The sequence below is a fragment of the Vreelandella sulfidaeris Esulfide1 genome, from assembly GCF_054072535.1.
Window position 1 is genome coordinate 1,024,030 of the sequence record NZ_CM133364.1, and the last position, 21,987, is coordinate 1,046,016.

19 protein-coding genes and 2 tRNA genes are annotated in these 21,987 nt (G+C 52.1%); 14 read left to right on the forward strand and 7 right to left on the reverse strand.

All coding sequences use genetic code 11. The features are described from left to right. The first annotated feature begins 24 nt into the window (after window positions 1-24). A complete protein-coding gene (locus ACW44H_RS04770; protein ID WP_457507322.1) occupies window positions 25-711 on the forward strand; it encodes a hypothetical protein in 687 nt (228 codons plus the stop codon). A gap of 59 nt (window positions 712-770) precedes the next feature. Here ACW44H_RS04770 and ACW44H_RS04775 read toward each other — a convergent pair whose 3' ends face one another. Beyond that, complete coding sequence (locus ACW44H_RS04775) at window positions 771-1,706, reverse strand: alpha/beta fold hydrolase (RefSeq protein ID WP_457507324.1); 936 nt, start codon at window positions 1,704-1,706, stop codon at window positions 771-773. Window positions 1,707-1,781: 75 nt separating this feature from the next. Then, complete coding sequence (locus ACW44H_RS04780) at window positions 1,782-2,393, reverse strand: TetR family transcriptional regulator (RefSeq protein ID WP_457507326.1); 612 nt, start codon at window positions 2,391-2,393, stop codon at window positions 1,782-1,784. Window positions 2,394-2,607: 214 nt separating this feature from the next. On the opposite strand from ACW44H_RS04780, the gene ACW44H_RS04785 reads away from it, so the two are divergent. Continuing rightward, complete coding sequence (locus ACW44H_RS04785) at window positions 2,608-3,639, forward strand: succinylglutamate desuccinylase/aspartoacylase family protein (RefSeq protein WP_113270354.1); 1,032 nt, start codon at window positions 2,608-2,610, stop codon at window positions 3,637-3,639. Window positions 3,640-3,841: 202 nt separating this feature from the next. Continuing rightward, window positions 3,842-5,314, forward strand: coding sequence for a catalase (locus ACW44H_RS04790; protein WP_457507328.1), 1,473 nt, complete (start codon window positions 3,842-3,844; stop codon window positions 5,312-5,314). A 51-nt stretch (window positions 5,315-5,365) separates the two neighbouring features. Here ACW44H_RS04790 and dusA read toward each other — a convergent pair whose 3' ends face one another. Continuing rightward, entirely contained in the window at window positions 5,366-6,367 is a 1,002-nt protein-coding gene (gene dusA, locus ACW44H_RS04795; RefSeq protein ID WP_457507330.1) for a tRNA dihydrouridine(20/20a) synthase DusA, read from the reverse strand. 667 nt (window positions 6,368-7,034) lie between these two features. Between dusA and ACW44H_RS04800 the strand changes: the two genes are divergently transcribed. Further along, window positions 7,035-7,625, forward strand: coding sequence for a hypothetical protein (locus tag ACW44H_RS04800; RefSeq protein WP_457507332.1), 591 nt, complete (start codon window positions 7,035-7,037; stop codon window positions 7,623-7,625). 60 nt (window positions 7,626-7,685) lie between these two features. Next, entirely contained in the window at window positions 7,686-8,543 is an 858-nt protein-coding gene (locus ACW44H_RS04805) for an AbiJ-NTD4 domain-containing protein (protein ID WP_457507334.1), read from the forward strand. Here ACW44H_RS04805 and ACW44H_RS04810 read toward each other — a convergent pair. Further along, window positions 8,538-8,717, reverse strand: a complete 180-nt coding sequence (locus tag ACW44H_RS04810) for a DUF4113 domain-containing protein (protein WP_457507335.1) — start codon at window positions 8,715-8,717, stop codon at window positions 8,538-8,540. The genes ACW44H_RS04805 and ACW44H_RS04810 overlap by 6 nt on opposite strands. Before the next feature lie 91 nt (window positions 8,718-8,808). Beyond that, entirely contained in the window at window positions 8,809-9,615 is an 807-nt protein-coding gene (locus ACW44H_RS04815) for a sulfite exporter TauE/SafE family protein (RefSeq protein ID WP_457507337.1), read from the reverse strand. Window positions 9,616-9,762: 147 nt separating this feature from the next. Between ACW44H_RS04815 and ACW44H_RS04820 the strand changes: the two genes are divergently transcribed. After that, window positions 9,763-10,389 (forward strand): LptM family lipoprotein, encoded by a 627-nt coding sequence (locus ACW44H_RS04820; protein ID WP_457507339.1) that lies wholly within the window; start codon window positions 9,763-9,765, stop codon window positions 10,387-10,389. A gap of 5 nt (window positions 10,390-10,394) precedes the next feature. Here the strand turns inward: ACW44H_RS04820 and ACW44H_RS04825 are convergent, their stop codons facing one another. After that, the gene (locus ACW44H_RS04825; protein WP_457507341.1) at window positions 10,395-10,919 is read right to left on the reverse strand and encodes a helix-turn-helix domain-containing protein; all 525 of its coding nucleotides are present in this window, start codon (window positions 10,917-10,919) and stop codon (window positions 10,395-10,397) included. 304 nt (window positions 10,920-11,223) lie between these two features. Between ACW44H_RS04825 and gltX the strand changes: the two genes are divergently transcribed. From gltX to ACW44H_RS04840, 3 genes are all read left to right on the forward strand, one after another. Next, the gene (gene gltX / locus ACW44H_RS04830) at window positions 11,224-12,705 is read left to right on the forward strand and encodes a glutamate--tRNA ligase (protein ID WP_457507343.1); all 1,482 of its coding nucleotides are present in this window, start codon (window positions 11,224-11,226) and stop codon (window positions 12,703-12,705) included. A 133-nt stretch (window positions 12,706-12,838) separates the two neighbouring features. After that, a tRNA-Ala gene (locus ACW44H_RS04835) sits at window positions 12,839-12,914 on the forward strand. 68 nt (window positions 12,915-12,982) lie between these two features. Beyond that, window positions 12,983-13,058: transfer RNA gene (locus ACW44H_RS04840), tRNA-Glu, on the forward strand. 660 nt (window positions 13,059-13,718) lie between these two features. Here the strand turns inward: ACW44H_RS04840 and gltA are convergent. Then, window positions 13,719-15,005 (reverse strand): citrate synthase, encoded by a 1,287-nt coding sequence (gene gltA, locus ACW44H_RS04845; RefSeq protein ID WP_457507345.1) that lies wholly within the window; start codon window positions 15,003-15,005, stop codon window positions 13,719-13,721. A 499-nt stretch (window positions 15,006-15,504) separates the two neighbouring features. Between gltA and sdhC the strand changes: the two genes are divergently transcribed. The 5 genes from sdhC (at window position 15,505) to ACW44H_RS04870 (ending at window position 21,957) form a co-directional block, all read left to right on the forward strand. Beyond that, entirely contained in the window at window positions 15,505-15,882 is a 378-nt protein-coding gene (gene sdhC, locus ACW44H_RS04850) for a succinate dehydrogenase, cytochrome b556 subunit (RefSeq protein WP_206604564.1), read from the forward strand. Next, on the forward strand, window positions 15,876-16,223 hold the full coding sequence (gene sdhD / locus ACW44H_RS04855) for a succinate dehydrogenase, hydrophobic membrane anchor protein (RefSeq protein ID WP_113270364.1): 348 nt from the start codon (window positions 15,876-15,878) through the stop codon (window positions 16,221-16,223). Before sdhC ends, sdhD begins: the two co-directional genes overlap by 7 nt. 4 nt (window positions 16,224-16,227) lie before the next feature. Beyond that, complete coding sequence (gene sdhA, locus ACW44H_RS04860) at window positions 16,228-18,000, forward strand: succinate dehydrogenase flavoprotein subunit (protein ID WP_113270365.1); 1,773 nt, start codon at window positions 16,228-16,230, stop codon at window positions 17,998-18,000. 27 nt (window positions 18,001-18,027) lie between these two features. Continuing rightward, entirely contained in the window at window positions 18,028-18,738 is a 711-nt protein-coding gene (locus ACW44H_RS04865; RefSeq protein ID WP_113270366.1) for a succinate dehydrogenase iron-sulfur subunit, read from the forward strand. Window positions 18,739-19,122: 384 nt separating this feature from the next. Next, a complete protein-coding gene (locus ACW44H_RS04870; RefSeq protein ID WP_457508932.1) occupies window positions 19,123-21,957 on the forward strand; it encodes a 2-oxoglutarate dehydrogenase E1 component in 2,835 nt (944 codons plus the stop codon). Window positions 21,958-21,987: the final 30 nt, after the last annotated feature.

Genomic DNA, 21,987 nt, shown 5'->3' on the forward strand with positions numbered 1-21,987 from the left:
TAAGTACCGGTAGAGGAGGACGCCATGAACGAGGTACTGCACGCAGCGACACAATTTCCGAGCATTGTGTTTACGCTTCTACTTGGGCTGTTAGCGCTCTACTGGCTATTAGTCATTATTCGCCTGGCCCCCATTGAGCTGTTTGAGCGCGACAGCTTAAAAGAGGATCATCTCGCCAGTACGTTGGTCTCGTTAGGTTTTGCCGGGGTGCCTGCTACGCTGGCATTGACGGTCATCCTGAGTATTGCGGGGGCGCTCACGCTGACGATTGAATTATTGGTGTTGCGCTGGTTACCGCTCGGCTTGATACGTATTCCTGTGGGTGTGCTGGTGCTCTGGGGCACCCTGGTAGTGGCCTCCCCAATAGCGGCAATGATCTGCCAAGCCATGCACAGTGGACTGCATCGCTATCGTCCCTTTACCCGGCGGTGTCTGTTGGGAAAAAGCGTGGTAGTGATTGAGCGACAGGATGCAGGTGAAGTGGCTTTTGCGAAGATAGATAAGGAGCCCAGCAGTTCAGTAAAGCTGCTTAGCAAACGAGATGGGCTGCCTGAGTTAGGGGAACGTCGGGTACTGGTGAAGTACCTACCTGAAGAGGGGGCTTATCGTAGTGTTTCTGAGCAGGTGTATCTGGAAACACGTGTCCGCTTGAATAAACTGCGGCTTAAGCAAAAAAGTGGCCATTCAGCGGATTATTCCACTTCACATTGATACCCATTATTCACTGGGGAGAGGTCGCTTAGAAGCGTAAACTTTGAGCTGCAGTTGGCTTATTTCCACCACCGCCGCCACCGCTGTATCAGCCACTGAAACCGATACTGCCAGCCGGTGGCGACTTGCTTTTGGTTACGAGGCGTTGAGTGAAGCGCTGCGGGGCGATTTAAAAAGTGTTGGACAGGCATAACCTGTTCGGGTCTATCCAGCATCGGGGCATGGCCGCAGTTAGGTACATTCAGGGTCACAAGATGAGGTTGCTTTTCTTTCATACGCGGTAGTGTTTCTGCATCTAACAGCGTTGAATCTGCACCACGAATGACCATCACCGGGCAGCGAATGTTCGCCCAATCGGCCCAGGTGTCGCGTGGTGTATCGTGCACAAACTGCTCGCCGATACGCGGATCATAGTGATAAGACCAACTCCCGTCTGGTAGCCGACGGGAACTGTTGAGCGCCAGTTCGCGCCAAGCGGACTCACTAGTGATACCGAAGCTAGCATAGTGCTGGGTGAGTTCTTGCTGAAATTCACTAAACGAAGAAAAACGGTGGGTCACCCCAAAGTAACTGGAAAGACCAATAAGCCCTTGTTTATTTAGTTCAGGCCCAATGTCATTAAGGATTAACCGAGAAATACGCTGGCTATGCTGTGGGTCGGCCGCAATCAACATGCCTAACAGGCCACCCATCGACGTGCCCAGCCAGTCAACCCGGTCGAGTTTAAAGTGATCCAGTAGCGCGATAGCGACTGTCACGTAATGGCTATAAAGGTAGTCATGCGCAGGGAACAGCGACCAGCTGGATAAACCTCGGCCTGGTGTATCCGGTGCGAGAACACGCCAACCGCTGCCTAGCTCGCGCGCCAGTGCGCTGAAGTCGCCGCCGTGGCGAGCAAGGCCATGCCAAGCGATAAGGGTGCGGGGGGCGGTAGGGTTCCAAATGCGTACAGCTACTTCTAATTCGCGTACGCGGATAAACTCCAAGGCATCCATAGTGTGCTCACACGGCTAATGATATAGCCAGTATTAGCATAATTGCTGCGATGCAGCGAGAGCTGGGCGGTTTGATTAACGATGCATCATGCGAATTGAAGTATCGATCAGCTCGCCGCCCCGTTCGCGAATTGAAAACGCGTCGGGATTACGTAGCCAGTCGTGAAACAGTCCACCTAGCATGGATTGCATGAGCCGGGTGGCAATTTCTGGGCTTAGGTCTTCACGAAGCAATTGTTGTTCTTGAGCGAGCGTAAACACGTTCAACATTTCATCAAAGCACTCGTTACCGATCTTCTCCTGCATATCGAGCGGGTTGATATCGCTGAAGAACTCGCAGCGATGCAATAAGATCGAGAGTATCCGCTGATACGAAGGCTGCTCAAGGCGTACCAAACCCGCATGGCAGGCTAAGCGTATTGCTTCTAGTGGTGATAGTTCGGCGTCAGCTTTGCCGACCTCATCCATCAGCGACTGAAAGGGCATGCGCACCTGTTCGACCAGGGCCATGAACAAGTCGCCTTTGTTTTTAAAGTGCCAGTAAACGGCACCGCGTGTGAGGCCTGCATGGCGCGCAATTTGCTCAAGCGATGTACGTGCCACTCCTTTGGCAAAGAATACCTCTTCTGCAGCTTCAAGCAGTGCTTCGCGGGTAGCAGCAGCTTCAGCTTTGGTCTTTCTTGCCATGGAAACGCAACCTCATTATCGACACGGAATGGTCACATTTTAACCTAAGCTAGCGAGTATTTACATTCAAAACTGTATGGATAAATGATTCAGCCCATAACGTGAGTTAACAAATTCGTCATTTTGCTGTTCAAGGCGTATAAAAAGGCAATAACGCTGATCCGAACCGCACTAACGTCGTGAATATAATTGATTAGAAAACAGGATATACAGTATGGCGCGAGCTCCTTTTCAACTGGGTCAACATACGATTATGCCCGGCCAACGCTTACAGGTGGATGTGCCGGTAGCACGTCTTTACACCCATACACCTCTACATATCCCTGTCGAGGTAGTTCATGGGCGTAAGGATGGCCCGGTGATGCTGGTGTGTGGTGGCATCCATGGTGATGAAATCAATGGTGTGGAAATTGTCCGCCGCGTGCTGCGCTCAAAGGCGATTAACAGCATTCGCGGTACGTTGATCGCTGTGCCGGTGGTGAATGTGTTTGGCTTCTTACAGCAAACGCGCTATTTACCTGACCGGCGCGATCTCAACCGTTGCTTTCCGGGCAGTGAGTCGGGTTCCTTAGGCGGGCGGGTTGCCGCGCTGTTCCGCGAACAGATTGTCGATTACGCCACGCATATTATTGATTTACACACGGGGGCTATTCACCGTACCAACCTGCCACAAATCCGTGCCCAACTGCAGCCGGGCAGTGAAACCGAGCGCATGGCGAATGCCTTTGGTGCCCCCGTGGTGCTTAACGCTGAGCTGCGTGAAGGCAGCTTGCGTCACTACGCTCAGCGCCGCGGTATTCCGGTATTAACCTATGAAGCAGGCGAAGCCTTGCGCTTTGACGAATGGGCGATAGCACCAGGTGTACGCGGTGTATTACGAGTTATGCGGCGCTTGGGCATGCTGACCGGTGAACAGCGTCGCCGTACGCCAGCGCCTGCCGAACTGGCCAATGGGTCAAGCTGGGCGCGTGCGCCTATTGATGGCATTTTGCGCCCTAAGGTGCGCCTGGGCGCGCGCGTTGCCAAAGGCGAGGTGCTGGGTAAAGTGGCTGACCCCTTTGGTAACGATGAAGGCGAAGTTCGCTCCGTCGCGGATGGTATCGTCATTGGTATGAGCCGTTTGCCGCTGGCCAACGAGGGCGAGGCGTTGTTTCATATCGCTCGTTTTGACGAAATTGAGGAGGCCGAAACGGCAGTCGAAAGCTTTAACTCAAGTTTGGTTCCGCCCCCGGATTCGTTCTACTAGTTTTAACCATGATAAAAAGCTATCGCAGTTATAGTCGCCTTATAGCCTCCATGAATGGCATGTTTGTTTTTGTTTGGCTATACCTATGATGGGCTTTGTAAGCGGCTACTAAAATATAACAAAAGATAAACAGCCAAGCTTTCATCGTACTAGAACGAGTGGCGGCAACACGCCACATCTACCGTGACATGGAGGAAAAACGATGACGAGCGATAAAACTAAACACACTACAACGGATGCGGGCATACCGGTCAGCAGTGATGAACACTCACTTTCAGTAGGCCCCGATGGGCCGATCGTTCTACATGATCACTACTTGATGGAACAAATGGCGGCCTTTAACCGGGAAATGATTCCGGATCGTCAGCCCCATGCGAAAGGGAGCGGCGCCTTTGGTCACTTCCAAGTAACACACGACGTCAGCCAATACACCAAGGCGGATTTTCTCCAGCCGGGTAAGCACACAGAGATGCTGGCTCGCTTTTCGACAGTGGCCGGTGAGTCCGGTAGCCCGGACACCTGGCGCGATCCCCGTGGCTTCTCGCTGAAGTTCTACACCGAAGAGGGCAACTTCGACATGGTGGGTAATAATACCCCTGTGTTCTTCGTGCGCGATCCGCTCAAATTCCAGCATTTTATCCACTCACAAAAGCGTCGCGCGGATAACGGCTTGCGTGATCACGATATGCAGTGGGACTTCTGGACGCTTTCTCCGCAATCTGCCCACCAGGTAACCTGGCTAATGGGCGATCGTGGTATCCCCGCCAGCTGGCGCCACATGAACGGCTATTCCAGCCATACCTATATGTGGGTGAACGCTGAAGGTGAGCGTTTTTGGGTGAAGTACCACTTCAAGACGGACCAGGGCATTAAGTGCATGACCCAGGAACAGGCCGATAAGATGGCGGGTGCGGATGCCGACTACCATCGCCGCGACCTGTTCGATGCCATCAAACGCGGGGATCATCCCACCTGGACGCTGAAAGTTCAGATCATGCCGTTCGAAGATGCCAAGACCTACCACATCAACCCCTTTGATTTGACCAAGGTGTGGCCGCACGGCGACTACCCGCTGCATGAAGTCGGTAAGATGACGTTGGATCGCAACCCCGTCGATTTCCACAGCCAAATCGAACAGGCCGCGTTTCAGCCCAGCAACTCGGTACCGGGCACCGGTTTCTCGCCGGATAAAATGCTGTTGGCGCGGGTAATCTCCTACGCTGATGCGCACCGCGCGCGTTTAGGGGTGAACTACCAACATATCCCCGTTAACGCGCCCAAGACCCCGGTGAACAGCTACAGCCAAGGTGGTCGGATGCGTATTAACCACTCCACCGACCCGGTGTACGCACCTAATAGCAAAGGGGGCGCGCACGCCAACCCGGAAAGGTACCCGGAAGAAGCGGTATGGGAAACTGACGGCGAGCTGGTTCGCGCCGCCTACACGCTGCGCCCGGGCGATGGCGACTTCAACCAGGCCAATGAACTGGTCAATAAGGTAATGGATGATGCTGCCCGCGACCGACTGGTCAACAACATTGTCGGCCACGTTTCCGACGGTGTTGAAGAGCCGGTGCTGTCGCGAGTATTCGAGTACTGGAAAAACGTCGACCAGACAATCGGCGAGCGTGTCGAGCAGGGCGTCATGGCGAACCGCCGCGAAAAAGCGCTGTAAGGTTACGCTGTTAAGAAAACGAATCCGCTACACTGCGTGTAGCGGGTTTTTTTATGCGACGCATTCAGGTTCGTTAACCAAGCTAAGCGCGTCATCAAATAGGCGTAATCCTGCGCCTTCTTTATGCGCGTGCTCCGATAGATGACGCCGAAAACGCCTGCCGCCGGGGCAGCCCTGGAACAGCCCCAGCAAGTGGCGAGTGATGTGATTCAACTTCGCGCCTTCATCCAAACGCTGCTGAATATAGGGCCTAAAAGCTTTCGCGGCATCCAAGCGGCTCGCCGCCGGGCCTTTTTCACCAAATAGCTGCTCATCAACACCGGCTAAAAGCCAAGGGTTCTGATACGCCTCGCGCCCCACCATCACGCTATCCACATGGGTGAGCTGTTCACGACACTCGTCCAGCGTTTTAATGCCGCCGTTAATACCGATATGCAGTTCAGGCCGGCTCTGCTTCAAGCGATGTACGCGGGGGTAATTAAGCGGCGGCACATCGCGGTTTTGCTTGGGCGATAAGCCCTGCAACCACGCCTTACGGGCGTGAACGGTAAACACTTCGCAGCCTGCATCAGCGACGATAGTGATAAACCGCTCAAGGTCGGCGTCCTCATCCTGGTCATCGATACCAATACGGCACTTTACCGTGACCGGAATCGATACCGCCGCCTGCATCGCCCGTACAGCATCGGCTACCTTTTCGGGGTAACCCATCAAGCACGCGCCGATCAAATTGTTTTGCACGCGGTCGCTCGGGCAACCCACGTTCAAGTTCACCTCATCATAGCCCCACGCTTCAGCAATCGCCGCACACTCAGCAAGCTCTCCGGCATCGCTACCGCCCAACTGCAGCGCCAGTGGATGCTCGACCTCGCTATAGCCCAAAAAGCGCTCACGGGGCGTCCCATGCAAAATCGCACCAGTGGTGACCATCTCGGTATACAGTAGCGTCCGCTTGGTTAAGGTGCGTGCGAAAGCTCTGTAATCGCGGGTCGTCCAGTCCATCATGGGCGCGACGGAGAAAAGACGTCCACGATCTGCGCTATTTTCTTTCATTAAATTAGTCATTTAGTAACACAGTTGGCTGCACTGAATGCAGTCATATTGCCTCTTAAAACCGTAATTAACGCACCTGATGTACCAAATTGTACCAAGCAATGATATTGGCTGACGCCTACAAAATATTGGTACACCCTGGGAGCTTGTCAAAGGTGGCGTGTTGAATGCGCGCCATTGTACGTAAGAAAGGGCGTGCAGCACATAGCAGCGTCGTTGCCATAGCGCTTACGCCGCAGATCAGATTGGGGATCACTCAGTAATGCCATGAAATAGCGTTGTAAATGTGCCTTAGGAGAATGGTGCTAGCCGTATCGATGGGTTAGGCTTTCTTAAGATAATAATTATTTACATAAGAGCGCTATAAATCGTGTAATCACAGGGGCTGAGGTTGGTAGATATCAGCAACCGCGTTCCGAAACAGGAAGGCGTGTTTTTGGTGCTGGTGAGCGGCGAATTAAATGAGTGCAGCGCCTGGCGGGCGGCGAGCTGTACCTGATCAGTGACAACGTCCACTACCTGCCGGAAATGATCAAGCCGCAGGATATGCATGATGTGGAAATTCTGGGGCGGAGTGAGAAATGAATTGGCAGGATTTTTTAACTGTAAAACCATGAATACATAAAGACAGCTTTGAGGCTGCTAATAATGACAAGAGAGGTGGGGAATGCCTGTTTTTACTGTTACAGATTTTTCATACATAGCAATGTCTGATGCAAAATTAAAACAAGGTCGTGAACGGAGTTTAAAGAATAGGCCTTCCTACGCTCATTACCGTGACTACTATCTGAGTCTGAGACAAGCCATAAAGGGTCTATTCAAACACCAGCGCAGTTTTGACTACCTCCGAGACGTTGCAAAAAAATCACATAAAGATAAGCAAGATAACTACTCAAAGATCGCCGAGAATTTTATCACTTGGGCACAGGGGAAGAATATTTATCACTATGATCCCCCTAAAGCTAGTTACCGGTATAGAGATACGGAAGTTCTATGTAATCCTGAGCTTTACTATAAAGTGGATGGTGAGGATCGTTTGCTGAAGCTGCATTTCAATAGCACTAAAAAAATGAATCAGCAGCGGGCAAATATTATTTGCTTTCTTATCAGCGAGTCATGTGATGTTCCTCTCCCAGAGTGTCGTGTTCTTGATCTGAGCATGAGAAAAATCTATAGCTTTAAAGGGTCGCCTGATACCCAGCTTGAAATGGTGGAAAGTGAAATAAGGCGGATAGAAAGTGAGTGGGACGATCTTTAAGGCTGGCTTAGCAAAGCTTAAATGTCATTTTTATGGTTAGATGTTGCTGGAGATATTTTGATGCGTAAGTTTTCCGAGCGAGTTGGCTTAGTAAGTAATGCCGAAATAATCCAGAGAAGCTCTATGAATAATGAGTTGCGTAACTCTCTTTGGAATGTGATTTATTTATACTTTATAACAAATGGAGGAGACTATCGCTCTGCTTATAAAGATAAACAATATAATGATTTTTTCGTTTCATACTACGTTGATTTTTTAAAGCAACCGATTGATACTTTGTCTGACTACTCGTTTCAAGAAGTTTCAAAGTATAGAGATAACTTTTTCCGTTGTGCTTGGTTTGAGGTTTACGAAAATTTAGAGTTTTTATACAGCTGGTGTGTTGAGAGAACTAGCTATGGAGAGGATCTCAAGTATAATTTTAATCTTGTATTGGAAAAGGAGTCTTCAGCTTATAGATTTGTTGGCGATATTCTATCAGAAATAATTTCTGAAGAAGAAATTAATGAAGTTGAAAAAGCCTTAAGTAAAGAAAATAAATATTCATCTATAAAAGAACACCTTTCACAAGCTTTAATACTTATGTCTGATCGAAAGTCGCCAGATTACAGAAATTCTGGTAAAGAGTCTATCTCATCTATTGAGGCGCTAGTCAAAGTTGTGACGGGTAAGTCAGGCACATTAGGGCAGTTGATTAAGGAACTTGAGCGCGAGAAAATGATTCCGCCGACCTTAAAAACCGTATATTCCACTCTTTATGGGTATACATGTGAGGAAGATGGTATTCGTCATGCGCTCAATGAAGTTTCTAAGTTTGAATATCCTGAAGCTAGATATATGCTTATTGTATGTAGTGCATTTGTAAATTATGTAATTGAAGTTTATGAGCAAAAGTCACTAGAAGTCGCAAGCTCATAGCTTGCTACGCTTAGCTGTCCCCTTCATCCGCATACACCTTATCAGTTCACCCCAGTTAGTCGTGTAGCGCGCTCCGGTACACGCAGCGTAGGTGTCAGGTTCGTGCTTTTCTCGCAGCCACAGGCGAACCGTTCCCTTGCCCATCTTCTCGTTCAGTGCGTCCATGGCGGCCATTATCTTTTGGCTGCGCTGGCATTACTCTTCCGTTTGCGGTGTGTCCATCAGGCTGAGCTGGAGAAGAGCGCCAGCCTGCACGTAATTTTCGTCACGCTGTAAACACCGCATAGACCATCTGCAGCGCCAACCCCATCAACATAAAGGCGAACACGCGCTTGAGTAGGGCAACAGGCAGCTTATGGGCGAGCTTTGCGCCGATGGGAGCGGTTAGGATACTGAAGGGCGCCATTAGCACTAGGGCAGGCAGATAAACGTAGCCGAGCGCTGTGCTGGGCAGGCCTTGGGTAGACCAGCCGTTGATCACGTAGCCCAGCGCTCCGGCGACCGCAATCGGTAGCCCTACGGCTGCCGAGGTACCGATCGCGCGGGGAAGCTTTACGTTGCACCACGTTAAGAAGGGCACTGTCAGTGAGCCACCGCCAATGGCCACGAGGGCTGAAATACCGCCGATACCCAGGCCCACACCGCTTACGCCCACTGGGCCAGGTAGGCCACGGCTCGGTTTGGGCTTAATGTTTGCCAGCATTTGAAGCGACATTAGCACCATAAAGCAGGCAAAAAAGATGGCTAGGCCTCGGGTGGGGATTAGCGCGGCGATAAAGGTGGCCAAAAACGTGCCCACTAAAATGCCGGGGGTAATAAACCGAACGATGTCCCAACGAACCGCTCCGTGCCGGTGGTGGGAAAGCAGGCTGGCGGTGGATGCGGGAATGATCGCTGCCATAGCCGTCCCCAAGGCCAAGTGAGCGAGGTGCTCGTGGGGTACGCCTTGCAGTACGAAAAGCGACGTTAAAATTGGCACCATGATACCGCCACCGCCGATCCCCAGTAAGCCCGCCATCAGCCCCACAAAGCCGCCCAGTGCTATATACGCCAACCACCAAATGATATCCAAAGTCGCTACCCTCTAAAAATGTGTTGTTAGCATGATAAGCACATTGTACCGGAAGCGGGGTGCGTGGCGGGGCAGAAGAAGAGTATTCCACTGTGGCGGCGGCTATGCAGTGGTAAGCTGCAGATTAGGCAACGTTCTGGAGTATGTATGCGCAAAGTAATAAGCCGTGTTGGGGTGATGATGTTGTCCGTTGCGCTACTGGCAGGCTGTGGTGAAACACAGGAGTCGAGTGGGCCGGCATCAACCACCGAGCAAGCGCCAGCCTCTGAACCTTCGGTTACTGAAGCAGCAGGTGATCAAGCTGACGTTGAAGAGGCAGAAGTTGAGGAAGCGGAAGAAGTCGCGCCACTTGCTGTCGAGATATCGGCACACGTATCGCTACGTAGTGATCGGCGCCTAATGGTAGAGGGCGAAAGCAACTTACCCGACGAGACATTAGTGCAGATTATAGTCGAGCGTGAGATTAGTAGCGTGCGTTGGCGCGAGCGGACACGTATAGAGGATGGCATGTTCGCAGCGGGGCCCTTTGGCCCGGGCAGTGGTTTACCCGATGGTGGCTATGTCGTGCAGGTTGAGGTTTCCGAAGGAAGCGTGCAGCCGGAAGCCGTGCAAGCGCGTATTGGCCACAAGGGCCAGCACCTGGCGGGAGAGCTGGTAAGCCAATCCCGCCATGGGCTGGGCCAAGTGGCCACCTACTCACGGCGCTTCTTGGTGGGGAGTGAGCCAAGACAAACGCGTGACCAGGTGGAGGTGCTAGAGAGTCCGGGGAGGTAGACGCTTTAGGCAGGATGCCAATGGGCTAACAGTACTGCATGAATAGCGGTGTCGCTTGGGGCTTTTGCGAAGTGCTCAATGACGAAACGATCGTCGCGTTGCACTAAATAATGGCCCGCTTTGTGAAACACGAGGGTTGGCCCAAGCAGCATTAAGTCGCCTGCGCTAATGGGCGAAAAGTCAGTGCCTTTCCCAGGTGTTGCCATTACGCATGGCGCTTTCCAGTCAATGTTCAGCGGCAGATGACTAGGTACTTTAATGGTTGTTGCCTGTACCTGTTCCCAGGGGAGGGGGCCGGTATGGGTCAACGTTAATAGTTCTGGGGCGCTTTCACCTTCCAATAGTGTGGCCAGGGAACAGTCGAGAGCGTCAGCGAGCGCAACGAGGCGTTCATGACCGATCTGTTTGATTGCTCCGGATTCCCAATAGGAAATAGTGACATCTGAGACGCCAACTTTGCGAGCAAGGGCAGCTTTGTTGAGCTTGGCCCTAAGCCGGAGTTGCTTGATACGTGAGCCTAGCGATTCCATTTCGTCTTCCTGATGAATGAGCTAAAGAGCTCGTGAATGACTTCCACTATGGAATTTCTTCCAGTATAGGTTAGTGGCACTTTGAACACACAATATTCGTTTGGCTCGATCATGGGGTATGCCCCCAAGGTGATGTTGCAGAACCATATTAAGCGATTGTGCTTTAGCGCGCATTGTTCGATAAAATAACGTTGGGCTAATTTCTCTGACGCTTTCTAGCGGCAGTTGTTCCCTGCAGGGCGCTGTTGGTTACGCTTAAGGTGCGTATAATATCGCTAAGCATTTTTGCCAATAGGACGTTTTCATGACAGTACGTACTCGCATCGCACCTTCTCCGACAGGCGACCCCCACGTTGGTACGGCTTACATCGCGCTTTTTAATCTATGTTTTGCGCGTCAGCATGGCGGCCAATTTATCCTCCGTATAGAAGACACTGATCGGGTGCGCTCTACGCCTGAGTCGGAACAGATGATTCTCGATTCGCTGCGTTGGCTGGGGCTTGAGTGGGATGAAGGGCCCGATGTGGGTGGGCCGCATGGCCCTTATCGGCAAAGCGAGCGTGGCGATATTTATGCCCAATACGCCCAGCAACTGCTTGATAACGGACATGCATTTAAGTGTTATCGCACCAGTGAAGAGCTGGATGAGCTGCGTGAGGCACGCAAAGCAGCGGGGTTGCAGTTGGCTTTGAAGCCCGCAGACTTGGCGCTTGATGAGCAAGAACAAGCTCGCCGTGAGCAAGAAGGCTGGCCTTATGTGGTGCGTATGAACGTGCCTGCCGAAGGTGTTTGCGTGGTTAATGACATGCTGCGTGGCACGATTGAAGTAGAATGGGCACAAGTCGATGCACAAATTCTGCTTAAATCGGACGGCATGCCTACCTACCATTTAGCCAATGTGGTTGACGATCACCTGATGGCTATTACCCACGTATTGCGTGGCGAAGAGTGGATTAACTCGGCACCTAAGCACCAACTGCTGTATGAATATTTTGGTTGGGAAATGCCGCAACTTTGCCATATGCCGCTGCTGCGCAACCCGGATAAATCCAAGCTTTCGAAGCGCAAGAACCCAACTTCCATCAATTACTACCGTCGGATGGGGTTTTTGCCTCAGGCCGTGACCAACTATTTGGGGCGAATGGGGTGGTCGATGCCCGATGAGCGCGAAAAATTTAGCCTGCAAGAAATGATGGCTGAATTTGATGTTCAGCGTGTCTCGTTAGGGGGGCCTGTATTTGACCTGGAAAAGCTGACTTGGCTGAACGGCGTCTATATTCGTGAAGATTTGGATGACGATGCGCTGTTGAGCGCGCTGCGGGAGTGGGCCTTCAATGACGACTACGTTAAGCAGATATTGCCACAAGTACGGCCACGGGTAGAAACGCTCTCCCAGGTAATGCCGTTGGCAGGGCACTTTTTCTCGGGCTTACCAGTGCTGACAAAAGAGTCCTTTGATAGCGTGAAGCTTGAAGAAGATGAGTTGGTAAAGCTGCTCCAGTTCCTGGTCTGGCGATTTGAAGGTGTTTCGGCTTGGAATAAAGATGCGCTTTTACATGAAGTAAAGATACTGGCTGAGCACTTTGATTTAAAAATGAAGGCGTTTCTGGCGCCAGTGTTTATTGCCATTACCGGTAGTACGTCTAGCACCTCAGTGATGGATGCGATGGCGATTCTTGGCTCTGATGTCACCCGAGCACGGTTGCGAAGTGCTGTAGAGGTATTGGGCGGTGTTTCCAAAAAGCAGGCTAAGCGCTTTGAGAAGGAATTTCGTGAAATTGCGTAAACGCGGTTTACCGAAGCGCTAGCGATTACAAAAGCGTCTATTTTCTCTACGTAGTTTGTAGTGTAAATAGGCGCTTTTTTTATTGACGAAGATCAGCACAATCAGTATTATACGCTCCGTCTTCGCGACATGTGGGGCCTTAGCTCAGCTGGGAGAGCGCAACACTGGCAGTGTTGAGGTCAGCGGTTCGATCCCGCTAGGCTCCACCAATTCGCATAGCGATTGAAAGCTTGTGAATCGTTGCTCGTGAAGCCGCGCTTGTGATTGATTGTCATACGTCCCATTCGTCTAGTGGTCTAGGACACCGCCCTTTCACGGCGGTAACAGGGGTTCGAACCCCCTATGGGACGCCATCATTTAGTGACTCCTTTCCCGTTTGATTTTCTAGTAATGAGATTTCTCATTAGCTGGTTTTTTCGCATTCCTGCCATTTACAGAAAAGCTACAAATCGCCATTTTCTAGACGATTTTATGCTTGACTTGTCCACTTTTGCCACTCCGGCTTTGAGGTTGTGCACAACCCTTTGTTGTTGGCGCAAAAAATCTTGAACAGAACTTAAATCGTTTAAAAACAATTACTTATGTTAGATCAAAAAATGACCAATTTAAGGCTGGCCCACTGTCCATGGCGATTACGGGACGTTTTGAAGTGGTTGTGAACAGGGTTATCCACAGATAGTGTGGAAAACCCTGATCCAGGCCGAGAAGCAAAAAAGTCAAGCGTTATTAGGACCTGCTCAGGCGTTTTGATGATAGCCATATAGTCTAGAGGCTAAGCTAAAAACGGCTTGTTAAAGACGCTATTCAATAGAGCAATCTGTCTGTCGGCAGAGCGGACATAAAGAGGCTTTCTGCAAGGCAGTCTTACGCAAGGCATCCTTGGGTGTTGATAAGATCGTTAAGGCGTGTAGCGACGCATTGAGGCTTTCGTGGCTTTACGTTGAACAGCCTCTACGCAAAAGGCCGCCCGTAGGCGGCCTTTTGAAATGCAATCAACCATGCTGCCGTTGATTTTATTTTGCGGGATAGTCACGTTGGTCGTGGCCCACATAGAGCTGACGCGGACGACCGATTTTGTAGCTTTCGCTGAGCATTTCGTTCCAGTGAGAGATCCAGCCAATGGTGCGCGATACCGCAAAAATCACGGTAAACATATTGGTGGGGATGCCCATCGCTTTTAGAATGATGCCCGAATAGAAATCAACGTTCGGGTAGAGCTTGCGCTCGATGAAGTATTCATCTTCCAAGGCAATCTGCTCAAGACGCTTGGCAATTTTGAGTTGCGGGTCGTCGGCCATGCCGAGCTCTGCAAGCACTTCGTCGCAAGTCTCTTTCATTACCTTGGCACGTGGATCAAAGTTGCGATAAACGCGGTGTCCAAAGCCCATCAGCTTGAACGGGTCGTCTTTATCCTTGGCTTTATCGACAAAGCGCTGAATGTTCTCTTCCGAGTCTTCGCCGATTTCATCAAGCATGGCCAGTACGGCTTCGTTAGCACCGCCGTGCGCGGGGCCCCAAAGTGCCGCGATACCTGCGCTAATACAGGCGAACGGGTTAGCGCCCGTGGAACCTGCCAGGCGTACGGTCGATGTTGAAGCGTTCTGCTCGTGGTCCGCATGCAGCATAAAGATGCGGTCCATGGCTTTCGCGTATACCGGATTGATTTTGTACTCTTCGCACGGGTTGCTGAACATCATGTAGAGGAAGTTCTCTGCATAGCTCAGGTCGTTGCGCGGATAGTTGAAGGGCTGGCCCACATTATACTTGTGCGACATCGCCGCCAGTGTCGGCATCTTGGCAATCAGGCGAATAGCACTGATAACACGATCTTCTTCCTGAGTAATGTCCATGTGGTCGTGGTAGAAGGCCGCTAAGCCGCCCACTACGCCGCATAAAATGGACATCGGGTGCGCATCGCGGCGGAACCCTTTAAAGAAGTTATTAATTTGATCGTGAACCATGGTGTGATTACGAATACGCGATTCAAAGTCGGCGTACTGTTCGTCGTTAGGTAGCTCACCAAACAGCAGGGTGTAGCACACTTCTACGAAATTAGACTCTTTGGCCAGTTGGTCGATGGGGTAGCCGCGGTGTAGCAGCACGCCCTTGCCACCATCGATATAAGTGATGGCAGACTGGCAGGAAGAGGTGGCCATAAAGCCGGGATCGTAGGTGAACAGGCCTTCAGCGCCTAGGCCGCGTACGTCGATGACGTCGGGGCCAAGTGTGCCGGAATACATGGGTAGTTCGATCGGTTTATCCAGACCGTCTACCGTCAATGTCGCTTTCCTGTCAGCCATGCTGGCCTCCTTTCGAATTCGGGTTGGGACGTAAAGTCGTTGCTGCGCATACCGCGCCGGCGAAAAGGCTTGCCCACTATAGAAGTGTGCGACATTTTGTCAATTAGCCTAATCGCTAGCTGCAAGTTGTACAGGTGTTTTTGTTATGAGTGGTTTTGTATATGATGAGTAAGCCTACCTGATGGAAATATACCTAAAATTTTCGATAGGCTAACATAATATGTTAACAGGCTTATCAAACTGCTGGTCTACTCCTACTATAGCTATGCTGCAGCGCAAAATCGACTCAGTATGACGACAATTTTCTTGCACCATAGTCGTGTTAGACCTGAGTTCGGTTTGTAAGCGAGGGCGAAGGTTCTTATAATCCACGGCGCGCGACCGGCAGATAGGTGGTCGTGCCCGACTTGGCAACGGCCGAGCCCCTTCCAGCAACCACCGTCCGCTCGGGCCATGCCCGACCTGTCGCAGAGCGGGCCAAGAGAGTGTGTACAAAGCCGTGAATAGCAAACGACCCGTAAACCTAGATCTTTCTACAATACATTTCCCACTGCCGGCCCTGACGTCGATTACCCACCGCATCACGGGTGTCATCCTGTTCGTCGGGCTGATTTTCGCTTTTTGGGCGCTGGGTAAGTCCTTGTCATCTCCGGCGGGCTTCGACGCCGTTAGCGATGCGTTAGCCAATAATTTTTTGGCTAAGTTCATTGCTTGGGGTCTGTTGTCCGCCTTGGCATTCCATTTTGTAGCAGGTATTAAACACATGCTGATGGATGCCGATATTGGGGTAACCCTTGAAGGCGGCGTGCAAAAAGCGCAGATCACCGTCGTGGTCAGTGCTGTTCTGATTATTCTGGCAGGAGTTTGGGTATGGTAACCAACATTACAAGTTTTGGCCGTAGTGGGCTTTCTGACTGGCTGATGCAGCGCGTATCGGCTGTCATTCTGGCACTTTATACGGTCTTTATCGTTGCCTTCCTGCTGTTTAATCCGGACCTCGATTACTACGCGTGGAGTGGTCTGTTCAACCAGACGTGGATGCGTATTTTCTCGCTATTGGCCTTTATAGCCTTAGCCGCGCACGCCTGGATTGGCCTGTGGACCGTCACTACCGACTATCTCAAGTCCACCCGCCTGCGCGTGGGTGCCCAAGCTGTCATTATTTTGGGCATTTTCGTGTACTTGGTGTGGGGCATTCAAATTTTGTGGGGAGCTTGATTACATGTCTAATCTGCGTAGCCTGACGTTCGACGCCATTATCGTTGGCGGTGGTGGCTCTGGCCTGCGAGCCGCACTGGAACTGGCGAAGTCCGGTAAAAAGACGGCCGTGTTATCGAAAGTTTTCCCGACCCGCTCGCATACCGTTTCTGCCCAGGGTGGTATTACCTGTGCGATCGCGTCCGATGATCCGAATGATGACTGGCGCTGGCACATGTATGACACCGTTAAAGGCGGCGATTATATCGCTGACCAGGACGCGGCTGAGTATATGTGTTCCGAAGGGCCGAAAGCGGTATTTGAACTTGAGCACATGGGCCTGCCGTTCTCGCGTTTTGACAACGGCCGCATCTATCAGCGTCCGTTTGGTGGTCAGTCCAAGAATTTTGGTGAAGGTGGCCAGGCGGCACGTACTTGTGCGGCGGCTGACCGTACCGGTCACGCACTACTACACACGCTTTATCAGAATAACTTGAAGAACAATACCGTGTTCCTCAATGAGTGGTACGCGGTTGATTTGGTCAAAAACGCCAGCGGTGACGTGGTGGGTTGTATCGCCATGTGCATCGAAACCGGTGAAGTGGTTCACGTTAAATCCAAGGCCACGGTACTGGCGACCGGTGGTGCAGGCCGTATTTATGCCTCTACTACCAACGCACTGATCAATACCGGTGATGGTATCGGCATGGCGCTACGCGCTGGCTTCCCGATGCAGGACATGGAAATGTGGCAGTTCCACCCGACCGGTATCTACGGTGCGGGCACGCTGGTCACAGAAGGTTGCCGTGGTGAAGGTGGCTACCTGATCAATAAGGACGGCGAACGCTTCATGGAGCGCTATGCGCCGAACGCCAAAGATTTGGCGGGCCGTGACGTCGTCGCCCGTTCGATGGTGATGGAAATTCTGGAAGGTCGTGGCTGCGGCGAGAAGGGCGATCACGTCTTCCTGAAACTCGATCACTTGGGTGAAGAAGTACTTGGTAAACGCCTGCCCGGTATCGTTGAGCTTTCCAAGACGTTTGCTCACGTTGACCCGGCCAAAGACCCGATCCCGGTCGTACCGACCTGCCACTACATGATGGGCGGTATTCCGACCAACATTCACGGTCAGGCGATTACCATGGACGAAAACGGCAACGACCATATCGTTAATGGTCTGTTTGCCTGTGGTGAAGCGGCGTGTGTATCTGTGCACGGCGCTAACCGCTTGGGTGGTAACTCACTGCTGGATCTGGTGGTATTCGGTCGTGCCGCTGGCATGTTTATCGAAGGCGCGCTGAACGAAGGCATCGAGTACCTGGATGCTTCCGAGTCGGATATCGAATTCGCCATGAAGCGGATCACGCGCTGGAACGAGTCTGAAGGCGGCGAAAGCATTCCTGAGCTGAAAGCTGAGCTTCAGGACATCATGCAGACTTCCTTTGGCGTCTTCCGTGAAGAGAAAAACATGCTGGAAGGCGTCGATAAGCTAGCGCTACTGCGTGAGCGTATCGCTAACGCCCACCTGCCTGACAAGTCCAACGCCTTTAACACCGCACGTGTAGAAGCATTAGAGCTTGATAACCTAATGGAAGTGGCAGAAGCGACGGCGATCGCTGCCCTGGAGCGTAAAGAGAGCCGTGGTGCGCACTCGCGCTACGACTATCCAGACCGTGATGATGTCAACTGGCTAAAGCACTCGCTCTTCTTCCCAGCAACGAAAGAACTAAAGAAGCGCGACGTTAACTTTAAGCCGAAAACTGTTGATACGTTCGAGCCTAAGGTTCGTACCTACTAAACGCCGCATTGACGAGAGGGAGTCAAAATGTCCAACCTTCAGGTATCCGTATACCGTTACAATCCGGAAACCGACTCCGCACCTTACATGCAGGAGTTTCAGGTCGATACCAAAGGCCGCGATGTAATGGTGCTGGATGTTCTTCATATGATGAAAGAACAAGACAGCGGTTTGGCGTTTCGCCGCAGCTGCCGTGAAGGCGTTTGCGGTTCAGACGGCATGAACATGAACGGTAAAAACGGCTTGGCATGTATTACGCCGTTGTCAGACGTTGTGAAAAACAACAAGCTGGTGCTGCGCCCGTTGCCGGGTTTGCCGGTTATCCGCGATATGGTCGTGGATATGGGCTTGTTCTATAAGCAGTACGAGCGTATTCAGCCGTACTTGCAGAACGATACGCCAGCGCCGGCCATTGAACGCCTGCAGTCGCCGGAAGAGCGCGACAAGCTAGACGGCTTGTATGAGTGTATTCTATGTGCATGCTGTTCAACGTCTTGCCCGTCATTCTGGTGGAATCCGGAGAAATTCGTGGGTCCGGCGGGTCTGCTGCAATCTTACCGCTTCCTGGCCGATTCTCGTGATACGGCTACCCGCGAGCGTTTGAGCGACCTGGAAGATCCGTTCTCGGTATTCCGCTGCCGTGGCATCATGAATTGTGTGGCGGTTTGTCCAAAAGGGCTCAATCCCACGCGGGCGATCGGTAAAATTCGCGAAATGTTACTCGCGGATGCTACCTAAGCCACTGACATCTTAGTAAAAATGCGTGTGCCACTTAAGTTGGTTGATAATGCCACTTAAATCATGAGGCTTCGCTTGTTATCATAGGGTTTGTCACGTGGTGCGGCGTCGCGTCGCACCGCTGGTCAGACAAGTTTGAAAGCCGGTGCCTGGGGTACCGGCTTTCGAGCATGAACTGAAGACGAAACACCTTATGACCGCTAGATGTGACATAAAGTGTTAATGAAGAAAAGCGTTAGATGAAGAATAGCTAGACGAACAGGGTTTCCGGCCGTTGGCCGGCACCGCCGGCAAATGTCCCGCCCCGCCGGCAGGGCAATAGCGATGTCGCCGCACGTTTGCGACGATACCGATACCACCCCATCAGTGCAGGGTGACCGAGAGATGCAACAAGGCATAATGGAGTTGATGTGGCGTTCCTCACACGTTAGTGGCGGTAATGTTCACTACGTGGAAGCGCTTTACGAGCAGTACCTCGCCGATCCTGAGTCTGTCCCTAATGAATGGCGCAGCTATTTTGATGAATTGCCGCGTCCCGAGGGCAGTGCCTCCCACGATGTTCCACTAAGCCCAGTCCGTGATCAGTTCTACCAGTTGGGGCGCGAAAGTCGTCCGGGCCGTGTAGTCGCCGCTGCCGATAGCGGGGAAAACAAAAAGCAGGTGAAAGTCCTGCAGCTGATTAACGCATACCGCTTTCGTGGCCATCAAAAGGCCAATATCGACCCGCTAGGACTGCGTAATCCCACCCCCGTCCCCGACCTCGACCTGTCCTTTCATCAGCTCTCAAAAGCTGATTTGGATACCGAGTTCCAGACCGGTTCTTTCTTTTTAGGTATCGACAAAGCGCCTCTGCGTGACATCGTTGATGCGCTGGAGCGCACTTATTGCCGCTCTATCGGTTGCGAAATCATGCATATCGTCGATACCGAAGAGAAACGCTGGTTGCAGCGACGTTTTGAGTCGGTACGCAGTGCGCCTGATTTCAGCGCCGATGTGCGTAAACACGTGCTGGAGCGTCTGTCGGCTGCCGAAGGTTTGGAGAATTATCTGGCATCCAAGTATCCAGGTACCAAACGCTTTGGCCTCGAAGGCGGTGAAACATTTGTGCCGATGATGGATGAACTGATCCAACGTGCTGGTGGTTATGGCACCAAGGAAGTGGTCATCGGTATGGCGCACCGTGGGCGTCTGAACCTATTGGTCAATATTTTGGGTAAAAACCCAGCTGACTTGATTGATGAGTTTGACGGCAAGAAAGTCATTGAGCGCGGCTCAGGCGACGTGAAGTACCACCAGGGGTTCAGTTCAAACGTCATGTCCCCGGGTGGCGAAGTCCATTTGGCGATGTCGTTTAACCCATCGCACCTGGAAATCGTAGCGCCTGTCGTGGAAGGCTCGGTGCGTGCGCGTCAGGACCGTCGTAACGACGAAGAGGGCAGCAAAGTGCTGCCGATTAACGTTCACGGTGATGCGGCGTTTGCCGGTCAAGGCGTGGTGATGGAGACATTCCAGATGTCTCAAACACGTGCCTATAAAACCGGTGGCACGATTCATATCGTGATTAACAACCAGGTGGGTTTCACCACATCGCACCCACAGGATGCACGCTCCACCGAATACTGCACTGATATTGCCAAGATGGTTCAAGCGCCTATTTTCCATGTCAATGGCGATGACCCGGATGCAGTGTTGCACGCTACTCAAGTGGCTCTCGACTATCGCCAGCAGTTCAAAAAAGACGTGGTGATTGATCTTGTTTGCTACCGTCGTCGTGGCCACAACGAAGCTGATGAGCCGTCAGGCACACAGCCGATGATGTACGCCAAGATCAAAGATCATCCCTCTGCGCGTTCGTTGTATGCCCAGCGCCTGGTTGATCAGGGCGTGATCTCTGAAGAGTCCGCCAAAGCGATGGTCGAAACCTATCGCGATGATCTCGTCGCAGGCAATCACGTTGCCAACGCATTGGTGCAAGAGCCCAATGCCTCTCTATTCGTTGATTGGGCACCTTACCTGGGCCACGAATGGACCGGCGACGCCGATACAACGATGGACATGAAGCGTCTGCAGCAGTTGGCTGCTCGCATGTGCGAAGTGCCGGACGGCGTCGATGTGCAGCGTCAAGTAGCCAAGATTTACGAAGATCGCCGTAAAATGCAGGCCGGTGGTTTGGCGCTTAACTGGGGCTTTGCTGAAACGCTGGCCTACGCCACGTTGCTGGATCAAGGGCATCCGATTCGGATTACCGGGCAAGACGTAGGGCGCGGCACTTTCTCCCACCGCCATGCGGTGGTGCATAACCAGAAAGATGGCTCTACCTATGTGCCGCTTCAGAACATGGCCGATGGTCAGCCGCGTTTCACCATTCATGACTCCTTCCTATCGGAAGAAGCCGTGCTGGCGTTTGAGTATGGTTACTCAACCACCGCGCCGAATGATCTGGTGATCTGGGAAGCCCAGTTCGGGGACTTCTTTAACGGTGCCCAAGTCGTTGTGGATCAGTTCATCTCCTCGGGCGAGACCAAGTGGGGCCGGGTGTGTGGTTTAACCATGCTGTTGCCACACGGGTATGAAGGCCAGGGTCCTGAGCACTCTTCGGCGCGCTTGGAGCGCTTCCTGCAAATGTGTGCCGAGCACAATATGCAGGTCTGCGTACCGACCACACCTGCGCAGATTTATCATCTACTGCGTCGTCAGGTGATTCGTCCGCTGCGTAAGCCGCTTATCGTGATGACACCTAAATCGCTGCTGCGTCATAAAGAAGCGACGTCGAGCCTCGAAGATCTGGCCCACGGTAAGTTCCATATGGTGCTTGCTGACCAAGCGGATCTTGCGCCGGAGAAGGTCACACGCGTGGTGCTTTGTGCTGGCAAGGTCTATTACGACCTGGCTGCGTGGCGCGCTGAGAATGAGCGCCATGACACAGCAATTTTACGTCTTGAGCAGCTATATCCCTTCCCGAAAGAAGAGCTTCTGGAAGCGGTGCAAGGCTATGCCAACGTAGAAGACATCGTGTGGTGTCAGGAGGAGCCGCTGAATCAGGGCGCCTGGTACTCCAGTCAGCACAATATGCGTGCAGTGGCCGATATGCTGAAAGACGGCCTCGGACGTGAGTTGAAATTTGCAGGACGTCCTGCCTCTGCTGCACCAGCAGCTGGCTATATGTCCGTCCATACTGAACAGCAGCGCCAGCTGGTGGAAGACGCTTTCAATTTATAAGCGGCCACTGGATTTAGAGAACACATAAGG

What these genes read in the sequence shown, in the direction of transcription:
- ACW44H_RS04805 (WP_457507334.1), top strand. Translation starts at nt 7,686, where the DNA reads ATGCGTAAGTTTTCCGAGCGAGTTGGCTTAGTAAGTAATGCCGAAATA.
- ACW44H_RS04785 (WP_113270354.1), top strand. Translation starts at nt 2,608, where the DNA reads ATGGCGCGAGCTCCTTTTCAACTGGGTCAACATACGATTATGCCCGGC.
- ACW44H_RS04820 (WP_457507339.1), top strand. Translation starts at nt 9,763, where the DNA reads ATGCGCAAAGTAATAAGCCGTGTTGGGGTGATGATGTTGTCCGTTGCG.
- sdhD (WP_113270364.1), top strand. Translation starts at nt 15,876, where the DNA reads ATGGTAACCAACATTACAAGTTTTGGCCGTAGTGGGCTTTCTGACTGG.
- ACW44H_RS04800 (WP_457507332.1), top strand. Translation starts at nt 7,035, where the DNA reads ATGCCTGTTTTTACTGTTACAGATTTTTCATACATAGCAATGTCTGAT.
- ACW44H_RS04780 (WP_457507326.1), bottom strand. Translation starts at nt 2,393, where the DNA reads ATGGCAAGAAAGACCAAAGCTGAAGCTGCTGCTACCCGCGAAGCACTG.
- ACW44H_RS04775 (WP_457507324.1), bottom strand. Translation starts at nt 1,706, where the DNA reads ATGGATGCCTTGGAGTTTATCCGCGTACGCGAATTAGAAGTAGCTGTA.
- gltA (WP_457507345.1), bottom strand. Translation starts at nt 15,005, where the DNA reads ATGGCTGACAGGAAAGCGACATTGACGGTAGACGGTCTGGATAAACCG.
- gltX (WP_457507343.1), top strand. Translation starts at nt 11,224, where the DNA reads ATGACAGTACGTACTCGCATCGCACCTTCTCCGACAGGCGACCCCCAC.
- sdhA (WP_113270365.1), top strand. Translation starts at nt 16,228, where the DNA reads ATGTCTAATCTGCGTAGCCTGACGTTCGACGCCATTATCGTTGGCGGT.
- ACW44H_RS04810 (WP_457507335.1), bottom strand. Translation starts at nt 8,717, where the DNA reads ATGGCCGCCATGGACGCACTGAACGAGAAGATGGGCAAGGGAACGGTT.
- dusA (WP_457507330.1), bottom strand. Translation starts at nt 6,367, where the DNA reads ATGAAAGAAAATAGCGCAGATCGTGGACGTCTTTTCTCCGTCGCGCCC.
- ACW44H_RS04770 (WP_457507322.1), top strand. Translation starts at nt 25, where the DNA reads ATGAACGAGGTACTGCACGCAGCGACACAATTTCCGAGCATTGTGTTT.
- ACW44H_RS04790 (WP_457507328.1), top strand. Translation starts at nt 3,842, where the DNA reads ATGACGAGCGATAAAACTAAACACACTACAACGGATGCGGGCATACCG.
- ACW44H_RS04825 (WP_457507341.1), bottom strand. Translation starts at nt 10,919, where the DNA reads ATGGAATCGCTAGGCTCACGTATCAAGCAACTCCGGCTTAGGGCCAAG.
- ACW44H_RS04870 (WP_457508932.1), top strand. Translation starts at nt 19,123, where the DNA reads ATGCAACAAGGCATAATGGAGTTGATGTGGCGTTCCTCACACGTTAGT.
- ACW44H_RS04865 (WP_113270366.1), top strand. Translation starts at nt 18,028, where the DNA reads ATGTCCAACCTTCAGGTATCCGTATACCGTTACAATCCGGAAACCGAC.